The 14,781-nt window shown below is 63.9% G+C and carries 18 protein-coding genes; 6 read left to right on the forward strand and 12 right to left on the reverse strand.

Features of this window, described 5'->3' with window-relative positions; all coding sequences use genetic code 11:
• Positions 1-193: 193 nt before the first annotated feature.
• Both NKH90_RS24925 and NKH90_RS24930 read left to right on the forward strand, forming a co-directional pair.
• Positions 194-403: a hypothetical protein gene (locus tag NKH90_RS24925; protein WP_352474763.1), complete on the forward strand. Its 210-nt coding sequence runs from the start codon at positions 194-196 to the stop codon at positions 401-403.
• Positions 404-441: 38 nt separating this feature from the next.
• Positions 442-675: a hypothetical protein gene (locus NKH90_RS24930; RefSeq protein ID WP_352474765.1), complete on the forward strand. Its 234-nt coding sequence runs from the start codon at positions 442-444 to the stop codon at positions 673-675.
• A 106-nt stretch (positions 676-781) separates the two neighbouring features.
• Here the strand turns inward: NKH90_RS24930 and NKH90_RS24935 are convergent, their stop codons facing one another.
• The 3 genes from NKH90_RS24935 to NKH90_RS24945 all read right to left on the reverse strand — a co-directional run bounded on the left by NKH90_RS24935 (position 782) and on the right by NKH90_RS24945 (position 3,046).
• Entirely contained in the window at positions 782-1,096 is a 315-nt protein-coding gene (locus tag NKH90_RS24935; protein ID WP_352474772.1) for a hypothetical protein, read from the reverse strand.
• Positions 1,097-1,169: 73 nt separating this feature from the next.
• Complete coding sequence (locus NKH90_RS24940) at positions 1,170-2,468, reverse strand: cytochrome P450 (RefSeq protein ID WP_352821570.1); 1,299 nt, start codon at positions 2,466-2,468, stop codon at positions 1,170-1,172.
• A 50-nt stretch (positions 2,469-2,518) separates the two neighbouring features.
• Positions 2,519-3,046 (reverse strand): metallophosphoesterase, encoded by a 528-nt coding sequence (locus NKH90_RS24945; RefSeq protein WP_352821632.1) that lies wholly within the window; start codon positions 3,044-3,046, stop codon positions 2,519-2,521.
• 257 nt (positions 3,047-3,303) lie between these two features.
• On the opposite strand from NKH90_RS24945, the gene NKH90_RS24950 reads away from it, so the two are divergent.
• Together NKH90_RS24950 and NKH90_RS24955 are read left to right on the forward strand one after the other, a co-directional pair.
• Entirely contained in the window at positions 3,304-3,633 is a 330-nt protein-coding gene (locus NKH90_RS24950) for a hypothetical protein (protein ID WP_352821572.1), read from the forward strand.
• Positions 3,634-3,727: 94 nt separating this feature from the next.
• The gene (locus NKH90_RS24955) at positions 3,728-4,276 is read left to right on the forward strand and encodes a DNA-3-methyladenine glycosylase (protein ID WP_352821575.1); all 549 of its coding nucleotides are present in this window, start codon (positions 3,728-3,730) and stop codon (positions 4,274-4,276) included.
• A 33-nt stretch (positions 4,277-4,309) separates the two neighbouring features.
• Here NKH90_RS24955 and NKH90_RS24960 read toward each other — a convergent pair whose 3' ends face one another.
• Positions 4,310-4,732 carry a DUF3606 domain-containing protein gene (locus tag NKH90_RS24960; protein ID WP_352539896.1) on the reverse strand — a complete coding sequence of 141 codons (423 nt, stop codon included), beginning with the start codon at positions 4,730-4,732 and terminating at the stop codon, positions 4,310-4,312.
• A gap of 23 nt (positions 4,733-4,755) precedes the next feature.
• On the opposite strand from NKH90_RS24960, the gene NKH90_RS24965 reads away from it, so the two are divergent.
• Together NKH90_RS24965 and NKH90_RS24970 are read left to right on the forward strand one after the other, a co-directional pair.
• On the forward strand, positions 4,756-5,274 hold the full coding sequence (locus NKH90_RS24965; protein WP_352539895.1) for an EF-hand domain-containing protein: 519 nt from the start codon (positions 4,756-4,758) through the stop codon (positions 5,272-5,274).
• A gap of 170 nt (positions 5,275-5,444) precedes the next feature.
• Entirely contained in the window at positions 5,445-5,786 is a 342-nt protein-coding gene (locus NKH90_RS24970; protein WP_352821576.1) for an antibiotic biosynthesis monooxygenase family protein, read from the forward strand.
• A 31-nt stretch (positions 5,787-5,817) separates the two neighbouring features.
• On the opposite strand, the gene NKH90_RS24975 is transcribed toward NKH90_RS24970, so the two are convergent.
• The 8 genes from NKH90_RS24975 to NKH90_RS25010 are packed head-to-tail and all read right to left on the reverse strand — an operon-like array spanning position 5,818 to position 14,765.
• A complete protein-coding gene (locus NKH90_RS24975) occupies positions 5,818-6,651 on the reverse strand; it encodes an SMP-30/gluconolactonase/LRE family protein (protein ID WP_352821578.1) in 834 nt (277 codons plus the stop codon).
• An 11-nt stretch (positions 6,652-6,662) separates the two neighbouring features.
• The gene (locus NKH90_RS24980) at positions 6,663-8,438 is read right to left on the reverse strand and encodes a CoA-transferase (protein ID WP_352821580.1); all 1,776 of its coding nucleotides are present in this window, start codon (positions 8,436-8,438) and stop codon (positions 6,663-6,665) included.
• Entirely contained in the window at positions 8,435-9,220 is a 786-nt protein-coding gene (locus NKH90_RS24985; RefSeq protein ID WP_352821582.1) for an enoyl-CoA hydratase/isomerase family protein, read from the reverse strand. Before NKH90_RS24985 ends, NKH90_RS24980 begins: the two co-directional genes overlap by 4 nt.
• A gap of 2 nt (positions 9,221-9,222) precedes the next feature.
• Complete coding sequence (locus NKH90_RS24990; RefSeq protein WP_352682376.1) at positions 9,223-10,428, reverse strand: CaiB/BaiF CoA transferase family protein; 1,206 nt, start codon at positions 10,426-10,428, stop codon at positions 9,223-9,225.
• A gap of 18 nt (positions 10,429-10,446) precedes the next feature.
• Positions 10,447-11,232, reverse strand: a complete 786-nt coding sequence (locus NKH90_RS24995) for an SDR family NAD(P)-dependent oxidoreductase (RefSeq protein WP_352821584.1) — start codon at positions 11,230-11,232, stop codon at positions 10,447-10,449.
• Position 11,233: 1 nt separating this feature from the next.
• On the reverse strand, positions 11,234-12,229 hold the full coding sequence (locus tag NKH90_RS25000; RefSeq protein ID WP_352821586.1) for an ABC transporter permease: 996 nt from the start codon (positions 12,227-12,229) through the stop codon (positions 11,234-11,236).
• Positions 12,230-12,259: 30 nt separating this feature from the next.
• Positions 12,260-13,792 carry a sugar ABC transporter ATP-binding protein gene (locus NKH90_RS25005; RefSeq protein WP_352615123.1) on the reverse strand — a complete coding sequence of 511 codons (1,533 nt, stop codon included), beginning with the start codon at positions 13,790-13,792 and terminating at the stop codon, positions 12,260-12,262.
• A complete protein-coding gene (locus NKH90_RS25010) occupies positions 13,782-14,765 on the reverse strand; it encodes an ABC transporter permease (RefSeq protein ID WP_352821588.1) in 984 nt (327 codons plus the stop codon). The genes NKH90_RS25005 and NKH90_RS25010 overlap by 11 nt, the downstream gene beginning before the upstream one ends.
• Between the last annotated feature and the right edge of the window lie 16 nt (positions 14,766-14,781).

The following is a 14,781-nucleotide window of genomic DNA, read 5'->3' on the forward strand; positions in this document are numbered from 1 at the left end:
GTCTTGAATTCGCGGCAAGCGCCCTTCGGACTTGCTATCGGGCGGTTGAAAGAAGGAACGGCGCGCAGGGCGCGCGAAGACCGCATCCGCAGTCGGGAACCACAGCTATCGGCAAGCCGTTTACGCTGCAAACCCGCCTGTCGATCCTCAGAGCCGGGCGAGTTCTCCGAGATCCACAAATTGGAGATTGATCATGACTAGCGCTGCCGACCGCGATCCACGCCACCACACGCAGAAAATGCAGAAAAAGTTGGAGGAGGTGAAGCAGCACCTTCGCGAGGACATCGAGAAGGTCGATGAGCCGCAGCTGAAGGCGATGTTCGAGACGTCTGCCGAGGTGATCGGCGGTCTCCAGAAGGCGTTCCAGGACTATGAACAGAAGAATGAACCCGCTTGGCGTTAAACGGCTTCTTCGCGGGTAGGTTTCAAAGGAGCGCCCCCGTGCCTGCACCACCTGAAATGGATGTCGTCCTCGAAAAGCTGCCTTTGAGGATCGGCGCCTATATCCCCGACGACTTGCTGGAGGACTGGTTTGCGCCGGGAACCGGCATGAACCCGGTCAGCAAAGAGGCGCTTGCCACCGCCAAGAACTATGGCTGGCGCTTCGAATGCGAGTTCAAGCATTACCCCGACCGCAAGGAGGGCGTGTTCTGGAAGTGGGTGCCGGCGATCTGACCGGCGCTGGACGGTTCATCGTTCCGCGGAAACGCAGAACCTGTCTATCTTATTGTTTGACGCAAATACCGGACGGAAAACCGCTTCACACTTTTCCTGGAATTGCTCAGCCTCCGCCTATCGGCGTCATCACCTTGCCGGTTCCGCCGCATTCGGGGCAGGTGCGGCCGTCGATCATGCCTGACCCTGCACAGCGGCGGCAAATATTCTCGCCAGCGCCTGGAGTGCCTGCGGGGACTTCGTCCGTGTTGGTCTGAGCGGCTTGCCGGGGGTTGCCCTGCAGCTTGTTTCTCAGCCGGGCGACCCAGCCTTCGTCGACCTCGAGCGGCCTGCTGCTGTCGTCCGGCAGGCCTTCGCCGGATTGGCCGATGGTTTCATTGCGCGGCCGGTCGTTCGCGCCTGTCGTGATCTTCTGAGCCATTGCGTTTGCCTTTACGCCTTGCAATTTTCGAACGCCTCAGCTCCGCAGAGGTTCCGGTTCGACCGGCAGCCTTTCAGCGGGGTGTTTGCCGCACATTATCTATCCTGAACCCGGATTTCGGCCGCGCCGGCATGCGGGCAAGCGAGACGGTCATATCCTGATCAGGCACCTGGTAGGCCATCGACCGCGTCAGCAGGCGAACCGCTTCCATGATCAGCGCGACGGTGACGGCTTCTCCGGGGCAGCGATGGGTAGTCGCCGGATCTCCGCCGCCATGCGGGATGAAGTCGAAGCCGTGGGTTTTCCAGCTCAAGCCGCGCTCCGGGATAAATCGGTCCGGCTCCACAAACAGGCGCGGATCATGGTTGGTGCCGTGCAGGTCGAGCAGGACCCAGTCGCCTTGGTGGAAACGGTAGCCCTTCCATTCGAAGGGGTGGCGGGCGCGGCCGCCGATGAACGGGAAGAACGGGTAGAGCCGGTGAATCTCCTCGGCGAAGGCTTCCAGCCCGTCGTCATCGCCGGCGGCGAACTTGTCATACCATTGGCGGTGCTGGTGAAGCGCCAGCGCCGCAAACATGATGAAGCGGCCGATGGCGACGATTGGACGGATAATGTTGATGATTTCGACCGCGGCACTGGCAAGATCGAGCGGCATTCCCTCGGCATCGACATGTTCGCTGACCAGGCGGACCGGGCTGTTTGCCGGCAAATCAAGCGCGCCGCTTCGAACGCGCCGTACAAGCTCGCCGATAGTGCGTTCGGTCCGGCGTCGCCGCCACAGCGCCAGCACGGTCGACGGCCCAATGCCGCCGGCGTTCTCGACCATGCCGCTGAGCTCGCGGCAGAGTTCGGCGCGATCCTTGTCGGCGGGGATGCCGGCCCAAGCCGCTGCCGCCTGGGTCAGGACGAGGTTTACGGCGTCGAACAGGACGATCTCGTCACGCCGCTGCCAGTCTTCCAGCTGGTCGAGCCAGGCGCGACGGAAGGTTGCGCGGAGCCGCTCGATCTGGTCACCATCCAACAGGATCGACAGGAAAAGCGCCTTGCGGTGGCGGTGAGCGGCGCCGTCGAGCGCCTGGACGCTGCCCTTGTCCTGCAGCAGACGCAGCGTGGTCTGCGGCATCGCACCAATTCGGGTGAAGTGGTCGCCGCCATAAAACATCTCGGCAGCCTCGGCACCACGGACACAGATTGCCGGCCGCAGCATCAGGCGCGTCGCAAAGATGTCGGTGTTCATGCGCCGGCAGCGGGCCGAAATGAAGTCATAGCCCTCGCGCAGCAGGGCCAAGGTGCTGTCGAACGCGGCATCGCGCGGGATGGGCTTTGCGACACGCTTGCCGCCGTCGGCATCGATCAGTTCACGTCTGTTCATGGCGTGCTCCCTGGCGTTGAAATTCCTCAACGCACGGCCGGCACTTTCGATCACTCGACTTTTTGACGGCTTTGCCGCGCCGCCCTTCGGCCGCGGCTGGCAAGCATGGTGGTCAGCGTGACCGGACGAAAATCCCAGCTGTCGACGCCGACGTCATACTGGCGCGTGACCGGGGTCAGCCTGCCGTGGGAATGGCCATGCAGGTCGATCGATTTCCTGCCGATCTGGTTCCAGGTGCGAAAAGGGTAGTGACAAAGGATCAGCAGACTGCCGTCGAGCGCCAGCTCCTTGTAGTGTTGCGTGCTCGCCCAACCTGTGGCCTCGATGGTGGCCGCAGCATCGTTGTTGCCGATGATCAAATGCTTGCTGCCATGAAGAGACGCCAGAAGCGACGACACGAACGCGGCCGATCCCCTGGCAAAATCGCCGAGATGCCAGACCTCGTCGTCCGGCCCGACAGTCTCGTTCCAGAACGCAACGAGCGACCGGTCATGTTCCGCCAGCGAGCCGAACGGGCGGCGGTCGATGCGCAAAATGCGCGGGTCGCTGAAATGCGTGTCGGCGGTGAAGTAGATCATGCGCTGGAGCCTGTTTCGAACTGCCGATCTGGGCGCGTGGCGCACCAAGTCCATGTTGCTCTCCCGATGCTTGCTCAACCCGCTCGATCGCCGGTTGTTCCTGGAAGCAGGCCCAGGCGGATTCCGCTCGTTGGCACTTTGAAACGGGGGAACTTTGAACCGGGGAACTTTGAACCGGGGAATTTTGAAACGGGGGAACTTTGAAATGAGACGCAGGTTAGAATGCTTGAGGCCGATGCTCTGAAAGGACCTCGACGATGACCGACGCAGCACCTCTTGGGCGAAGCCCGGCTCAAGCGCGGGGCGATATCGACGCCGGGCGCGAAGGGGACAAGACCCCGGGCATCGACCCGGCTGCGGCTCCCATGGAGACCGACGCGGAATCAGCCGGCAACGCTCCGCCGAAGAGCCCTGCCGCGCGCCATGAAACGGCGAAGTTTACCAACCAGGCGAGCTATACCAATGCGATGCGCCCGCTGACGGATGAGCCCGACGTCCAACCGAGCAGATATTGGCCGGTGCTGATGATTGCCGCCATCGTCGTGCTGGCCGCGGCGGTTTTCATCGGCGCAGCCATGCTGCGCTGAATACCTTCATCCGAGAGCTGTGGCTGGACATTTCGTGTCCGGTCCGGGAACTTGCTGACGCGCCAGGTCCAGGCGCGATCGAGTCTGCCGCACAATGACCACGACCCATCGTTTGTTTGCCCGTGACGCCACCACCGTGGCGCGCGACATGATTGGCGCCTCGCTGCTCTTGCACGGCGTTGGCGGCATCATCGTCGAGACCGAGGCCTATCGCCCGGATGACCCGGCTTCGCATGCGTTCGGTGGCAGGACGGTGCGCAACGGCGCAATGTTCGGCGCCCCAGGCAGCGCGTATGTCTATCGCTCCTATGGCCTGCATTGGTGCCTCAATGCCGTGTGCCTGCCCGGCAGTGCCGTGCTTGTCCGCGCAATCGAACCGCAATCCGGGCTGGAGGTGATGCGGGCCAATCGCGGCGTTGACGATCCCCGGCTGCTTTGTTCGGGACCGGGTCGCCTTTGCCAGGCGCTGGCAATCGACAAATCCCATGACGGGCTGCCGCTGGACGTGCCGCCATTCGAATTCAGGCAGCCGGGCGACGCCAGCGCCGTTCTGACAGGCCGCCGGATCGGCATTTCCAAGGCTGTCGATGCAGAGTGGCGGTTCGGCCTGCGCGGCTCGGACTATTTGAGCCGCAAGTTCTGACGCCCGCGGCAGCGGCAGAGCAGTTGCCTGGCATCACTCGTCGGGTTTGCCGAGATGCATGGGTGTCGCCTGCTGGCGGGCTTCCCTGGTCACCTCGTCGGCTCCGGCAGGTGAAATCCCTCGCAATGCCTTCGCAGCTACGGTCAGGCGCCCGCGATCATTGCCGAAGCTCTTGATCAGCTGGCGGACCTGATCGGCGGTGATGCCGTTCTGTTGGGCAAAATACTCGACTTCACGGTCGTCTTCCGTAGAAACGCGGTCGCGCTCGCGGAAATCTCGCTTGCTCTTATCGTCGGCCATTTTTTCCTCCTGGTGGAGCGTCGCATCCATCCATGGCAACGTGGACAACGAGCTTTCGTTGCCGCGATCGGGCGGACTTTTCCGCCGTTGTGCCGACTGCCCAGGAACCATGAGGCGAGCAGCCGGTTTGGCTTGGATGCAGACATATTCGGCCACAATTCATACCGATGGAGAATACGATGACGCTCGCAAGCAAAACCACTGTAATTGTCGCGGCGCTGGCCATGTTGGCCGCGCCGGCATTCGGCCAGACGAGCCCACCTGCGCCCGCCGCGCCGGCACCGGATCGTGGCGCCGAACCGTCGCCCGGAGTGATCGGGCAGAGCCAGGATGCCATGCGCGATATGATGCGCCAGATGATGACTGAGATGCTGGAGGAGAGAATGCAGGAAGATCGCGCGCCCTGGACAGAACGGCGAGGTCCCGACCGCTGGCATCGCGACTACAGGATGGGCCCGCCTGAGCGAGGGTGGGAGATGGGAGGGCGCGGCGGCATTCCACGCGGGATGCATGGCGCGAAGATGCGAATGATGTTCGCCATAGTAGATGCGGACGGCGATGGCGCGCTTTCTCAGAGCGAAGTCCAGGATTTCGTCGGGCGAATATTCAACGCCGTCGATGAGGACGGTGACGGCAGCGTCGACATGCAGGAAATCCGGTCCTTCTTCCACGGAGGCGGCGCCGAGGATCAGGAGTAAGTCTCCTACCGGTCGGCAGGAGGCCTGTCTGGGGCAGCGCGAGCTCGTCGGCCGGGGAGGATAAAAAGTCGCCGGCAACTGGATACCAGGCTGCCAGCCGGGGAGATGCGTTCCTTGGCTGGCCTTGCCGAACGCCGCGGACCAATCAGACCAGCAGGAATTCATTGGCCATGACAGAGAAAGCTACGGAGAAAACCCCGACCATCGCTCGTATCTGGCGCGGCAGAACCGCGCCTGAAAAGGCGGATGCCTACGAGAGTTACAATTACGAGGCCGGCATCAAGCCGCTGATCGAGAAGGCGCTGGGCGTTCAGACCTTTCGCGAGGACACGCCGACCCATTCGGAATTCGTGACGATCTCCTATTGGGAAAACGTCGAGGCGATGGCGGCGTTCACCGGCGGCGATCCGACGAAAATCCACCATCTGGAGCGGGACGAAGAGTTCCTGATCGAGCTGCCGTCGCGGGTGCAGGTGTTGCGCATCCGCTCCAGTCACGGCCGCCTCCAATAGCCCTGAGGAACGCCGCCCGGTTCGGCCCGATCTAGGAAATCGCCTTCAAATCGATCTCGGTGATGTGCCAGCGGCCGAGATTTGCGGTGTAGAGCTTGTCGCCCTTGAAGGCGATGTTGGTTGGGTGGGCGAGCGTCGTTGCCGCCGGATCCTCGATCAGCACCTCGAGCCCGCTATCCTTTCGCCAGCGGTAGATGCGGCTCGGCTCGTAGCATGAGATGAACAGCGAACCGTCCGGCGCCAAGGCGACGCCATCGGGAACGTTGTTCACGCCGTCCACGACGAGCTGGCGAGGTCCTGCCGTGCCGTCGGCACGGATCGGCACATAGCTGAGGCAGGCTGCATGGCTTTCCACGACGTAAAGCCCATCGCCACCCGGCGCCATCGCCATGCCGTTGGCGAAGGCCATGGTCTCGCTGCACCACAGGCCGCCTTCGCCGGTCTTAAAATCGTAGCGAAAAATGCCGGAGCGGTTGTCTTCGCCTACGCTGTCCGACACGTAGAGCCAGCCGCGCGCCTCGTCGATCACGGGATAGTTCGGCACGCGGATGCCCGCCGAGGCGAAGCGCGTCATATCAGCCGTCGCGGCATCCCAGCGAAAGGTCGCCGAATGTCTCAAATCGCATGCAAAACAGTTTCCCGCGCTATCGAAGGCGATGCCGAGCAGAAAGCCTTCCGTGCCGCCCATGCGTTCGACCGAGCCGCCATCGGCGGCCAAGCGCAGCAGGTCGCCGGTTTCGGTGCCGCACCAGATCGAGCCGTCGCGATGGATCGCCACGCCTTCCGGATGCGCGACGCGCGGGCTGGTGAAGATGCCATCGAAGAAGACCCTCGCGGCCGACATTTCGAGCAACGGCTTTGCCATGCGCACCCCCTTCAATCCGGTGCAGTATGCGACCGCTGTGCGGCGATGCAGCGCTCGACCATCCGCCGGTCGGTGGCGAGGATCTCGGCGATCAGGGCGCTGCGCTCCCTGGCGCTGACGAATTCGAGGCGCCGCAGGCCGAGCGGGTCGATGCGGTTTCGCAGGATGTCGAGCGTCTCGTTCGAGGGTAGCGCAACTTCGCGGCAATCGGCATCGAATGTCAGGGCAAAGCCGGTGGCATCCTGGAGCTGCTGGCGCGTCAGGCCCGGCATGGTCTCGATGACGGCCAATTGCCGGCTCTCCCCGTCGAGCCGAAACACGCAAAGGTCGGTGAACACCAATGCGGCGCCGGTCCGATAGCCCATCGGCTCGCGTTCGGCCTCAGTCAACAGGCCGCGCGCCGAGCTGGCAATCTCGACCGTCTCGACCAGCGACTGCACGGAATGGCGGGGGACGTAGAGCAGATAATCGCGATGCATGTTGGCGACGTCGGCCATGCCGCCTTGCCCGGGCAACCGGATAAGGCTGCCGTCACGCTTGCGCAGCGCAATGGTGTTGACGCGCCCACGGCGGTCGACCTGCGCGGCACCGACGATCTCATGCGTCACCGCGCCGGCCTGATAGTAGGTCGAATAGGTGTCGTCGCCGCCGGCATGCGCCACCGCCGTCTCGCAATCGAGGCTTTCGATCAGCGACAGGATCATCGGGCTCGGTGCTATGTCGAGATGACCGCAACTCATGGTAGCGATGATCATGTCCGGCGCGTGCGTCGCTTTGGCCAGCCGGTAGGCGACATTGGCGAGCGGCGACACCGCGCCGGCACTGGCAAAGCTCTCGTTGTCGAGCTCAGCGGCGATGCGGGCGGCGATGATCTCGTCGATGGACGCCTCCTTGTTGCCGTGCACGAGCCTGGGCATTGCGAGGACTGTTTCAGCGCGGGCTTTTGCAGCATCTTGAACCCGCTCCGGCACGCCTTCCGAAGGCATGCCCAGGCTGTCCGGCAAAGGTATTTCCTTGGCCGCGAACGCCCCCGCCAACGCTTGATAATCCGTCACATAGAATGGCAGGCAGGAGGCGGGATAGGCGCCGCCTGGTGACAGCGCGATCGCCGACACCTGGTTGCGGGTCAAAATGCTCTGCCGACCATCCTGCCGCAGCGCTCCGACCGGGACGATCTCCTCGACCGTCACCAGCACCTCGCGCGCCGCGCCGGCCATGGCGAAATCCAGCGCCCGTGGTCCGATGATCTGGACATTGCCGCTCTCGTCGGCACGCTGGGCATGGACGACGAACGTATCGAGCCGCAAGGCCGGGATGATCCCGGTCGTGATTCCCGCGATCGGATCGGGCGCGGCGATCGCACCCGGCACGCGCGCCAGCATGTCCGAACCCTCCGGAAGCTGAAACGGCATCGACGGCAGGTTCTGCTGCCCCGCCCGCAGCGCCTGGATCATGGCCAGCGCCGTCCAGTCGCGGACCGGCACGGCATTGGTCTCGGCGGCCGCGCGGAAGCGCGGCGGCAAGCCAAAAATATCGAGGCTGGAAAAGCAGATATCGACCGCCGCCACGGCATTCGCTTCGAGAAGCAGTTCGAGCGGCAGGCCGCCGGCCCAGCAGACATAGCGAAGATCCTTGACGCCCAAGCGGGCGATGGCCCGCAGCAGGGCGATCGGCAGCCGGGCAAAATGATGGCCACCGACACCGAAGACGTCGCCGCCGCCGACCATCGCCGCCAGGCCCTCGACATCCGTGAAGCGCGGCCGGTTTTGCTTGACCAGGGACGTCATTTCGCAGCCTTCGGCCGCGCGGCGCTTTTTTCGGCGAACGCCTTCACCCGCTGCTGGCCGGGCTCGCTACGATAAAGCCCGCCCAGTAGGTCGCGCTCCATGGCAAGGCCTCCCGCCAAGTCGCCCGACACGGCGTGCGCTGTCAGCGCCTTCAATGCCTCGATCGCGGCAGCCGGTTCGGCGGCTATCATGCCGGCGAGTTCCAGCACCCGCGGCATCAGCCTTTCGGAATCGACGACCTCGTTGACCAGACCGGCGGCGACGAACTCGGAAGCCGGCACGATGGCGCCGGTCATCAGCAAAAGGTTGGAGCGGTTGCGGCCGAGCTTCTGGACGCTGCGCTGCGTGCCGCCGCCGCCCGGGACCAGCCCGAGCTTGATCTCGGGCAGGCCGAGCTTCGCGAACTGGTTGGCGATGACGATGTCGCAGCACAGCACCAGCTCCATGCCGCCGCCGAGCGCAAAGCCGTTGACCGCGGCGATGACCGGCTTGCGGTTGTTCTCGACCGCTGCGTACATGCGCGTGCCGGCGGCCTGGAAGGCGTCGAACTCGATAGCTGTCTGGGCAGCGTATTCCTTGATGTCGGCGCCGGCCATGAAGCCGCGCCCCTCGCCGGTCACCACGATCGCGCCGACGCCGTCATCCTGCGACAGCGCCTCGAAAACCTCGGTGATCTCGCTTTGCATCAGCCGGTTCATGGCGTTGAGCTGATCGGCGCGCCGGAAGGTGACGACTGCGACGCGCCCGGATATTTCCAAGCTGAGTGTCTGGTAAACGCTCATCGTCAGGCAGCATCCACGGTCATGTCGCCGGACGCCTCAAGCGCTGCAATCTCGCCGCTGGAAAGGCCGAACTCGGCCAGTATCTCGCGGCCATGCTGGCCGACCAGCGGCGCCGGCCGCTCTATGGTAGGCGGCGTCTCGCTCATCTTGACAGCCGGCGCGACCACCCTGACCTTACCGCCGCGCGGATGATCGTAGCTGGTGATCATGCCCAGGTGCTTAACCTGCGGGTCCTCGGCTGCGCGCCTTATGTCCTTCACCTCGGCGCACCAGATGTCGGCTGCGAGCAGCCGCGCCAGCAGGTCCTGCGTGGCAAACTTCCTGGTTTCGGCGTTGACCTTGTCGAACACCTCGTCGCGCCTGTCGAACAGCGTCTTCAGATCGTCGTAGACAGCAAGCTGCGGCGCCTCCAGCACTTCATACAGCGTCTTGAACGGGCTCATGGCGATCGACACATAGCCGCCGTCCTTCGCCTCATAGACACCGAACGGCGCCTGCATGCCGGGGTGGCCGATGCCGGAATTCGGGCGCACGAAATCCTCGCCGAGATTGAGCACGGCGACATATTCCTGATTGAGATGCGCCAGCATGGCGGCGAGCAGATTGACCTCGATCTTCTGGCCCTTGCCGGTCTTCTCGCGATAGTAGAGCGCCGACAGGATGCCGTAGACCATGTTCATGGCGCCGATCTGGTCGGCCAGGCCGGCACCGGCCGGAACAGGAGCCTGATCGCCGCGGCCGGTGTTGGAGATCAGCCCGGACAATCCCTGGATCAGCATGTCCTGGCCGGGGCGCTCGACATAGGGGCCTTCCTCGCCATAGCCGGAACCCGAGCAATAGATGATGGCGGGATTGACCGCCCTGAAATCCTCGTAGCCATAGCCGAGCCTGGCGAGCACGCCGGGGCGGAAATTCTGCACCACCACATCGGCCTTCTCAGCCATGTCCATGATGATGGCATGCACCTTGCGACTTTTCAGGTTGAGCGCGATGGAGCGCTTGTTGCGGTTCCAGGCGAGGAAATTCGGGCTTTCGGAGCCGCCGACCCATTTGGCGAAGAAGGTCATGCCGCGGAACATGTCGCCGGCGCCGGCACGCTCGATCTTGATGATGTCGGCGCCCATGTCGCCGAGCAGCTGCGTGGCGAACGGCCCTTGCAGCAGATGGCTGAAATCGAGAATGCGGACGCCTTCGAGGGCTTTGTTCATTTCATGTCTCGTTGGTTGTCAAAGCAGGTCGGGTACGTAGCGGGGTGCCGCGGTGAGGCCGCCGTCGACGCGCAGGTCGGTACCGGTGGTGAAGCCGGCGGCGTCGGAGGCCAGATAGACGGCGGCTTCGGCCACCTCGGACGGTTTGCCGATGCGGCCGAGCGGATGCATCTTGACCCAGGCCTTGGCGAGATTGCCGCCGATCTCCTTGACCAATTTGTAGTTCATCGGCGTGTTGATAGTGCCGGGCGAGATCGAGTTGACGCGGATGTTGAGCGGGCCGAACTCGACCGCCATCTGGCGCGTCATCGCCATCACCGCACCCTTGGCGCCGGCATAGGCGGTCCAGCCGTCGAGCCCGATATGCCCTTGCGCCGAGGCCATGTTGATGATCGAGCCCGATTTCTGCGCGATCATATGTGGCAGCGCATATTTGCAGCCGCGGAACACGCTGGTAAGGTTGACCGCGATCAGCCGGTGCCACTGCTCGTCGCTCATTTCGTGAACCGGCATGCCGCCGATGGCGATGGCGGCATTGTTGACGAGAATATCGAGATGGCCGGTCTTGCCGACGGCTGCGTCGATCAGGGCGGCGATGTCGGCCTCCTCCGCCACGTCGCAATGGATGTAGTCGGCGCGGTGGCCGGCGGCGCGCAGCTCGGCTGCGAATTTTTCACCCTTCTCGTCGGCGATGTCGCCGAGGAAGACGTGCGCGCCTTCCCTTGCCATCGCCTCGCTGATCGCGTGGCCGATGCCGTCGGCGGCGCCAGTGACGATTGCGGTTTTCCCTTTGAGACGATCCATATCAGCCTCCAATGGCGCGCCGGCGCTTTGCTTCGTCGAAGGCGACGGCGGCAATGATGATCATGCCGGTGATGACCAGTTGCCACTCGGTCGGCAGGCCGAGACCGCGCAGCCCGTTGGACAGGAACTGCAGGATCAGCACGCCGAGCGCCATGCCGGTCAGGCTGCCTATGCCGCCGGCAAGGCTCACCCCGCCGAGCACGGTGGCGGCGACGACCTGGAACTCGAAATTCAGCCCGGCCGTATGCTGCGCCGAACCGACGCGGGCTGCCAGGATGATGCCGGCTACCGTCGCCAGCAGCGCGCTGATGATGAAGCAGGTGAACTTGACGCGGCGCACGTCGTAACCCGCCAGCCGTGCCACTTCCGGATTGCCGCCGACGGCATAGATCTGCCGCCCGAACGGCCGGTGCTGCATCACGTAGGCGAAGACGGCGAGCAGGACGATGGCGATGACAGCCGAATAGGGAACGACGTTGAACAGGCGGCCGTCCGACAGCGCGATGAAGCTGTCGAGCGCGGCGTCGTCTGGAATAGCACGCTGGCCGGTATAGAGATAAACGCCGCCGCGCATGATGAACATCGTGCCCAGGGTCACGATCAGCGAGTTGATGCCGGCATAGGCCGTCAGATAGCCATTCACGACGCCGATGATCAGCCCGAACAGCAGCGCGCCGCTGATGCCGAGCAGCAGAGAATTCGTGTCGTTCATGATGATGATCAGCGGCAGTGCGATCGTCGCCAGCAGCGAGCCGATCGAGATGTCGACCTCGCCTGATATGAAGACGATGGCGCAGCCGATGCCGGCTGTCAGCGCCAGCGAAGCCTGACCGAGCACATTGGTGATGTTGCGCACGGAGAAGAAATTCTCGGCGGTGAAGGAAAAGAACGCGATCACCAGGATGAGGCAGAGGAGCAATGCCAATTCCTGCCGCGCGACGAGCCGCGCCAGCATGGACGGCCCAGCTTTCATGGAGTCGGTGCTTGCCAGGCTCATCGCTTGGTCCCTTTGCGAAGCGTCATCGTCTTAGCCGATTGCCGCATTGAGGATGTTCTCCTGCGTGGCCTCGTCGCGAGGCATGATCGCGGTGAGGCGGCCTTCGCACATCACCGCGATGCGGTCGGCAAGCCCCAGCAGCTCGGGCATTTCGGACGTCATCATGACGACCGCCAGGCCTTCGCCGGCGAGCCGGTCGATGAGCGCAAAAATCTCCGACTTGGCGCCGACGTCGATGCCGCGGGTCGGCTCGTCGACGACGATCACCTTCAGGCCTCGCATCAGCCAGCGCGAGATCAGCACTTTCTGCTGATTGCCGCCGGACAGGTTCTTGACCTGCTGGAACAGGCTGGGCGTCCGGATGCGGAAACGGTCGACATAGTCCTGCACCGCCTTGCGTTCGCTGACCTTGTCGACGAAGCCCATTCTGGCGAAGGCGCCGAGTGAGGCGAGGCTGGCATTCTGGTAGACCGGCAACTCGCCCATCAGCCCCTCGCTCTTGCGGTCCTCGGTGAGCAGGCCGATGCCGAGCCGGACGCCGGTGTGCGTTTCGTGCGGCAGCAGCCGGCTGCCATCGACCGAAATGGCGCCGGACGTGATCGGGTCGTAGCCGACGATGGCCTTGGCGAGCTCGGTTCGGCCCGCTCCCATCAAGCCGAAGAAGCCGAGGACCTCGCCGGCATGCGCCTCGAACGACACATCCTTCAGCTTCTTGGCGGTGCTGAGCCCTTCAACGGAAAGCGCGACCTTGCTGCCCGGCGCGCCGCGCTTGCGCGGGAACAGGTTTTCGATGCGCCGGCCGATCATGTCCTGGATCAGCGTGTCGTTGGTATGTTGGCCGATCGGCCTGGTCGAGACGTGGCGGCCGTCGCGCAGCACGGTCACGGTGTCGGCGATCTCGAAGACCTCGTCGAGCTTGTGGCTGACATAGAGCACCGCGATGCCCAGCGCGGCCAGCCGGCGGATGACGGTGAACAGCAGCGAGACCTCGTTAGGCGTCAGCGAGGAGGTCGGCTCGTCCATCACCACGACGCGGGCCTCATGGGCGAGTGCGCGGGCGATCTCGACCATCTGCTGCTGGCTGACCGGCAGCGATCCCGTGCGCGCCGCCGGGTCGACGTTGAAGCCGATACGCTTGAACAGAGCGGCCGCATCGGCACGGATCTTCTTCCAGTCGATCGAGCCGCCTTTGCCGGTCGGATAGCCTTCGAGGAAGATGTTTTCGGCGACGCTGAATTCGGCGATCAGCGCGATCTCCTGGAACACCACCTTGATGCCCTCTTTCAGGCTATCGCGCGGCGACTTGATGTCGGCCTCGCGGCCGCGCAGGCGGATGGTGCCGGCATCCTTGCCGTAGACCCCGGCCATGATCTTGATCAGCGTCGACTTGCCGGCGCCGTTCTCGCCCATCAGGGCATGGATTTTGCCGGGTTCCAAGGTCAGATCGACATTGTCCAGCGCCATCACGCCGGGAAAACGCTTGCCGATGCCGCGCATCTCCAGCGCCGGCACGCTTTTGTCGACAGCCACGGTTTCGCCGGGGTGAAGGAAATCAACCGACATTGGCTCTGTTCCGCACGATGTCGAGATAGGTCGCCAGGATGATGACGATGCCGGGCACCACCATCTGCAGGTCCTGGTTCCAGCCGAGGATGATGATGCCGTTGTCGATGACCTTCAGCACCAGCACGCCCAGCAACGTGCCAAGCAGCGAGCCGCGGCCGCCAAGCAGGCTGGTGCCGCCGAGGATGACGGCGGCAATCACCGTCAGCTCGAAGCCGCGGCCAGCGGTCGGCTGGCCGGCATTCATCAGCGACGACAGGATCATGCCGGCGACGCCGACGCACAGGCCGGTGACGACGAAGGCGAACAGTTTCAGCCGTTGCGAGCGCACGCCGGAGAGACGAACCGCGCGCTCGTTGGCGCCGACAGCGTAGAGATAACGGCCGAGCGTGGTGAAGCGCAGCGTTGCCGCGGCCAGCGCGAAAATCACCGCGGCAACGACCACGGGCAGCGGGATCGCGCCGATATAGCCAGCGCCGAGATCGGTGAAGCCGGCAAGCCGGTGGTGGTTCTGCACCGCCTCGCGGGTGAACAGGTAAACGCCGCCCTGCAGCATCATCATGGTGCCGATGGTGGCGATCAGCGAGTTCACCTTGAGGCTGGTGACGACGAGGCCGTTGAAAAGGCCGACCGCGCCTGAAAAGGCGAGCGCCACCAGAAGCCCGAGCGTCAGGCTGTGCGTTGAATTGAGCACGGCCATGCCGATGCAGCCGACAAAAGCCAGCGATGCACCGACCGACAGGTCGACTTCCGCAGTGATGATCAGCATCGTCATGCCGGAGGCAACGATCAGCACCAGCGCGCATTGGCGCAGGATGGCGATGATGTTGGCCTCGGAATAGAATTGCGGCGCGGCAATCGAGATGGCGATGCAGAGCACGGCCAGGATCACGCCGAGCACCAGCTGGCTGCTGCCCAGCAGCTGGCCGCCGATGAAACGCCTTGGCGCAGAGGATTGCGTAAGCTCGCTCATGTCCATTTCATTTCCG

It is taken from the genome of Mesorhizobium sp. M0898, from assembly GCF_040319695.1.
Classification (GTDB): domain Bacteria; phylum Pseudomonadota; class Alphaproteobacteria; order Rhizobiales; family Rhizobiaceae; genus Mesorhizobium.

Coding starts and splice junctions, on each gene's coding strand:
- NKH90_RS24990 (WP_352682376.1), bottom strand. CDS start 10,428: ATGAACAAAGCCCTCGAAGGCGTCCGCATTCTCGATTTCAGCCATCTG.
- NKH90_RS24975 (WP_352821578.1), bottom strand. CDS start 6,651: ATGGCAAAGCCGTTGCTCGAAATGTCGGCCGCGAGGGTCTTCTTCGAT.
- NKH90_RS24970 (WP_352821576.1), top strand. CDS start 5,445: ATGACAGAGAAAGCTACGGAGAAAACCCCGACCATCGCTCGTATCTGG.
- NKH90_RS25000 (WP_352821586.1), bottom strand. CDS start 12,229: ATGAGCCTGGCAAGCACCGACTCCATGAAAGCTGGGCCGTCCATGCTG.
- NKH90_RS24995 (WP_352821584.1), bottom strand. CDS start 11,232: ATGGATCGTCTCAAAGGGAAAACCGCAATCGTCACTGGCGCCGCCGAC.
- NKH90_RS24925 (WP_352474763.1), top strand. CDS start 194: ATGACTAGCGCTGCCGACCGCGATCCACGCCACCACACGCAGAAAATG.
- NKH90_RS24950 (WP_352821572.1), top strand. CDS start 3,304: ATGACCGACGCAGCACCTCTTGGGCGAAGCCCGGCTCAAGCGCGGGGC.
- NKH90_RS24980 (WP_352821580.1), bottom strand. CDS start 8,438: ATGACGTCCCTGGTCAAGCAAAACCGGCCGCGCTTCACGGATGTCGAG.
- NKH90_RS25005 (WP_352615123.1), bottom strand. CDS start 13,792: ATGTCGGTTGATTTCCTTCACCCCGGCGAAACCGTGGCTGTCGACAAA.
- NKH90_RS24940 (WP_352821570.1), bottom strand. CDS start 2,468: ATGAACAGACGTGAACTGATCGATGCCGACGGCGGCAAGCGTGTCGCA.
- NKH90_RS25010 (WP_352821588.1), bottom strand. CDS start 14,765: ATGAGCGAGCTTACGCAATCCTCTGCGCCAAGGCGTTTCATCGGCGGC.
- NKH90_RS24985 (WP_352821582.1), bottom strand. CDS start 9,220: ATGAGCGTTTACCAGACACTCAGCTTGGAAATATCCGGGCGCGTCGCA.
- NKH90_RS24955 (WP_352821575.1), top strand. CDS start 3,728: ATGACCACGACCCATCGTTTGTTTGCCCGTGACGCCACCACCGTGGCG.
- NKH90_RS24965 (WP_352539895.1), top strand. CDS start 4,756: ATGACGCTCGCAAGCAAAACCACTGTAATTGTCGCGGCGCTGGCCATG.
- NKH90_RS24935 (WP_352474772.1), bottom strand. CDS start 1,096: ATGGCTCAGAAGATCACGACAGGCGCGAACGACCGGCCGCGCAATGAA.
- NKH90_RS24945 (WP_352821632.1), bottom strand. CDS start 3,046: ATGATCTACTTCACCGCCGACACGCATTTCAGCGACCCGCGCATTTTG.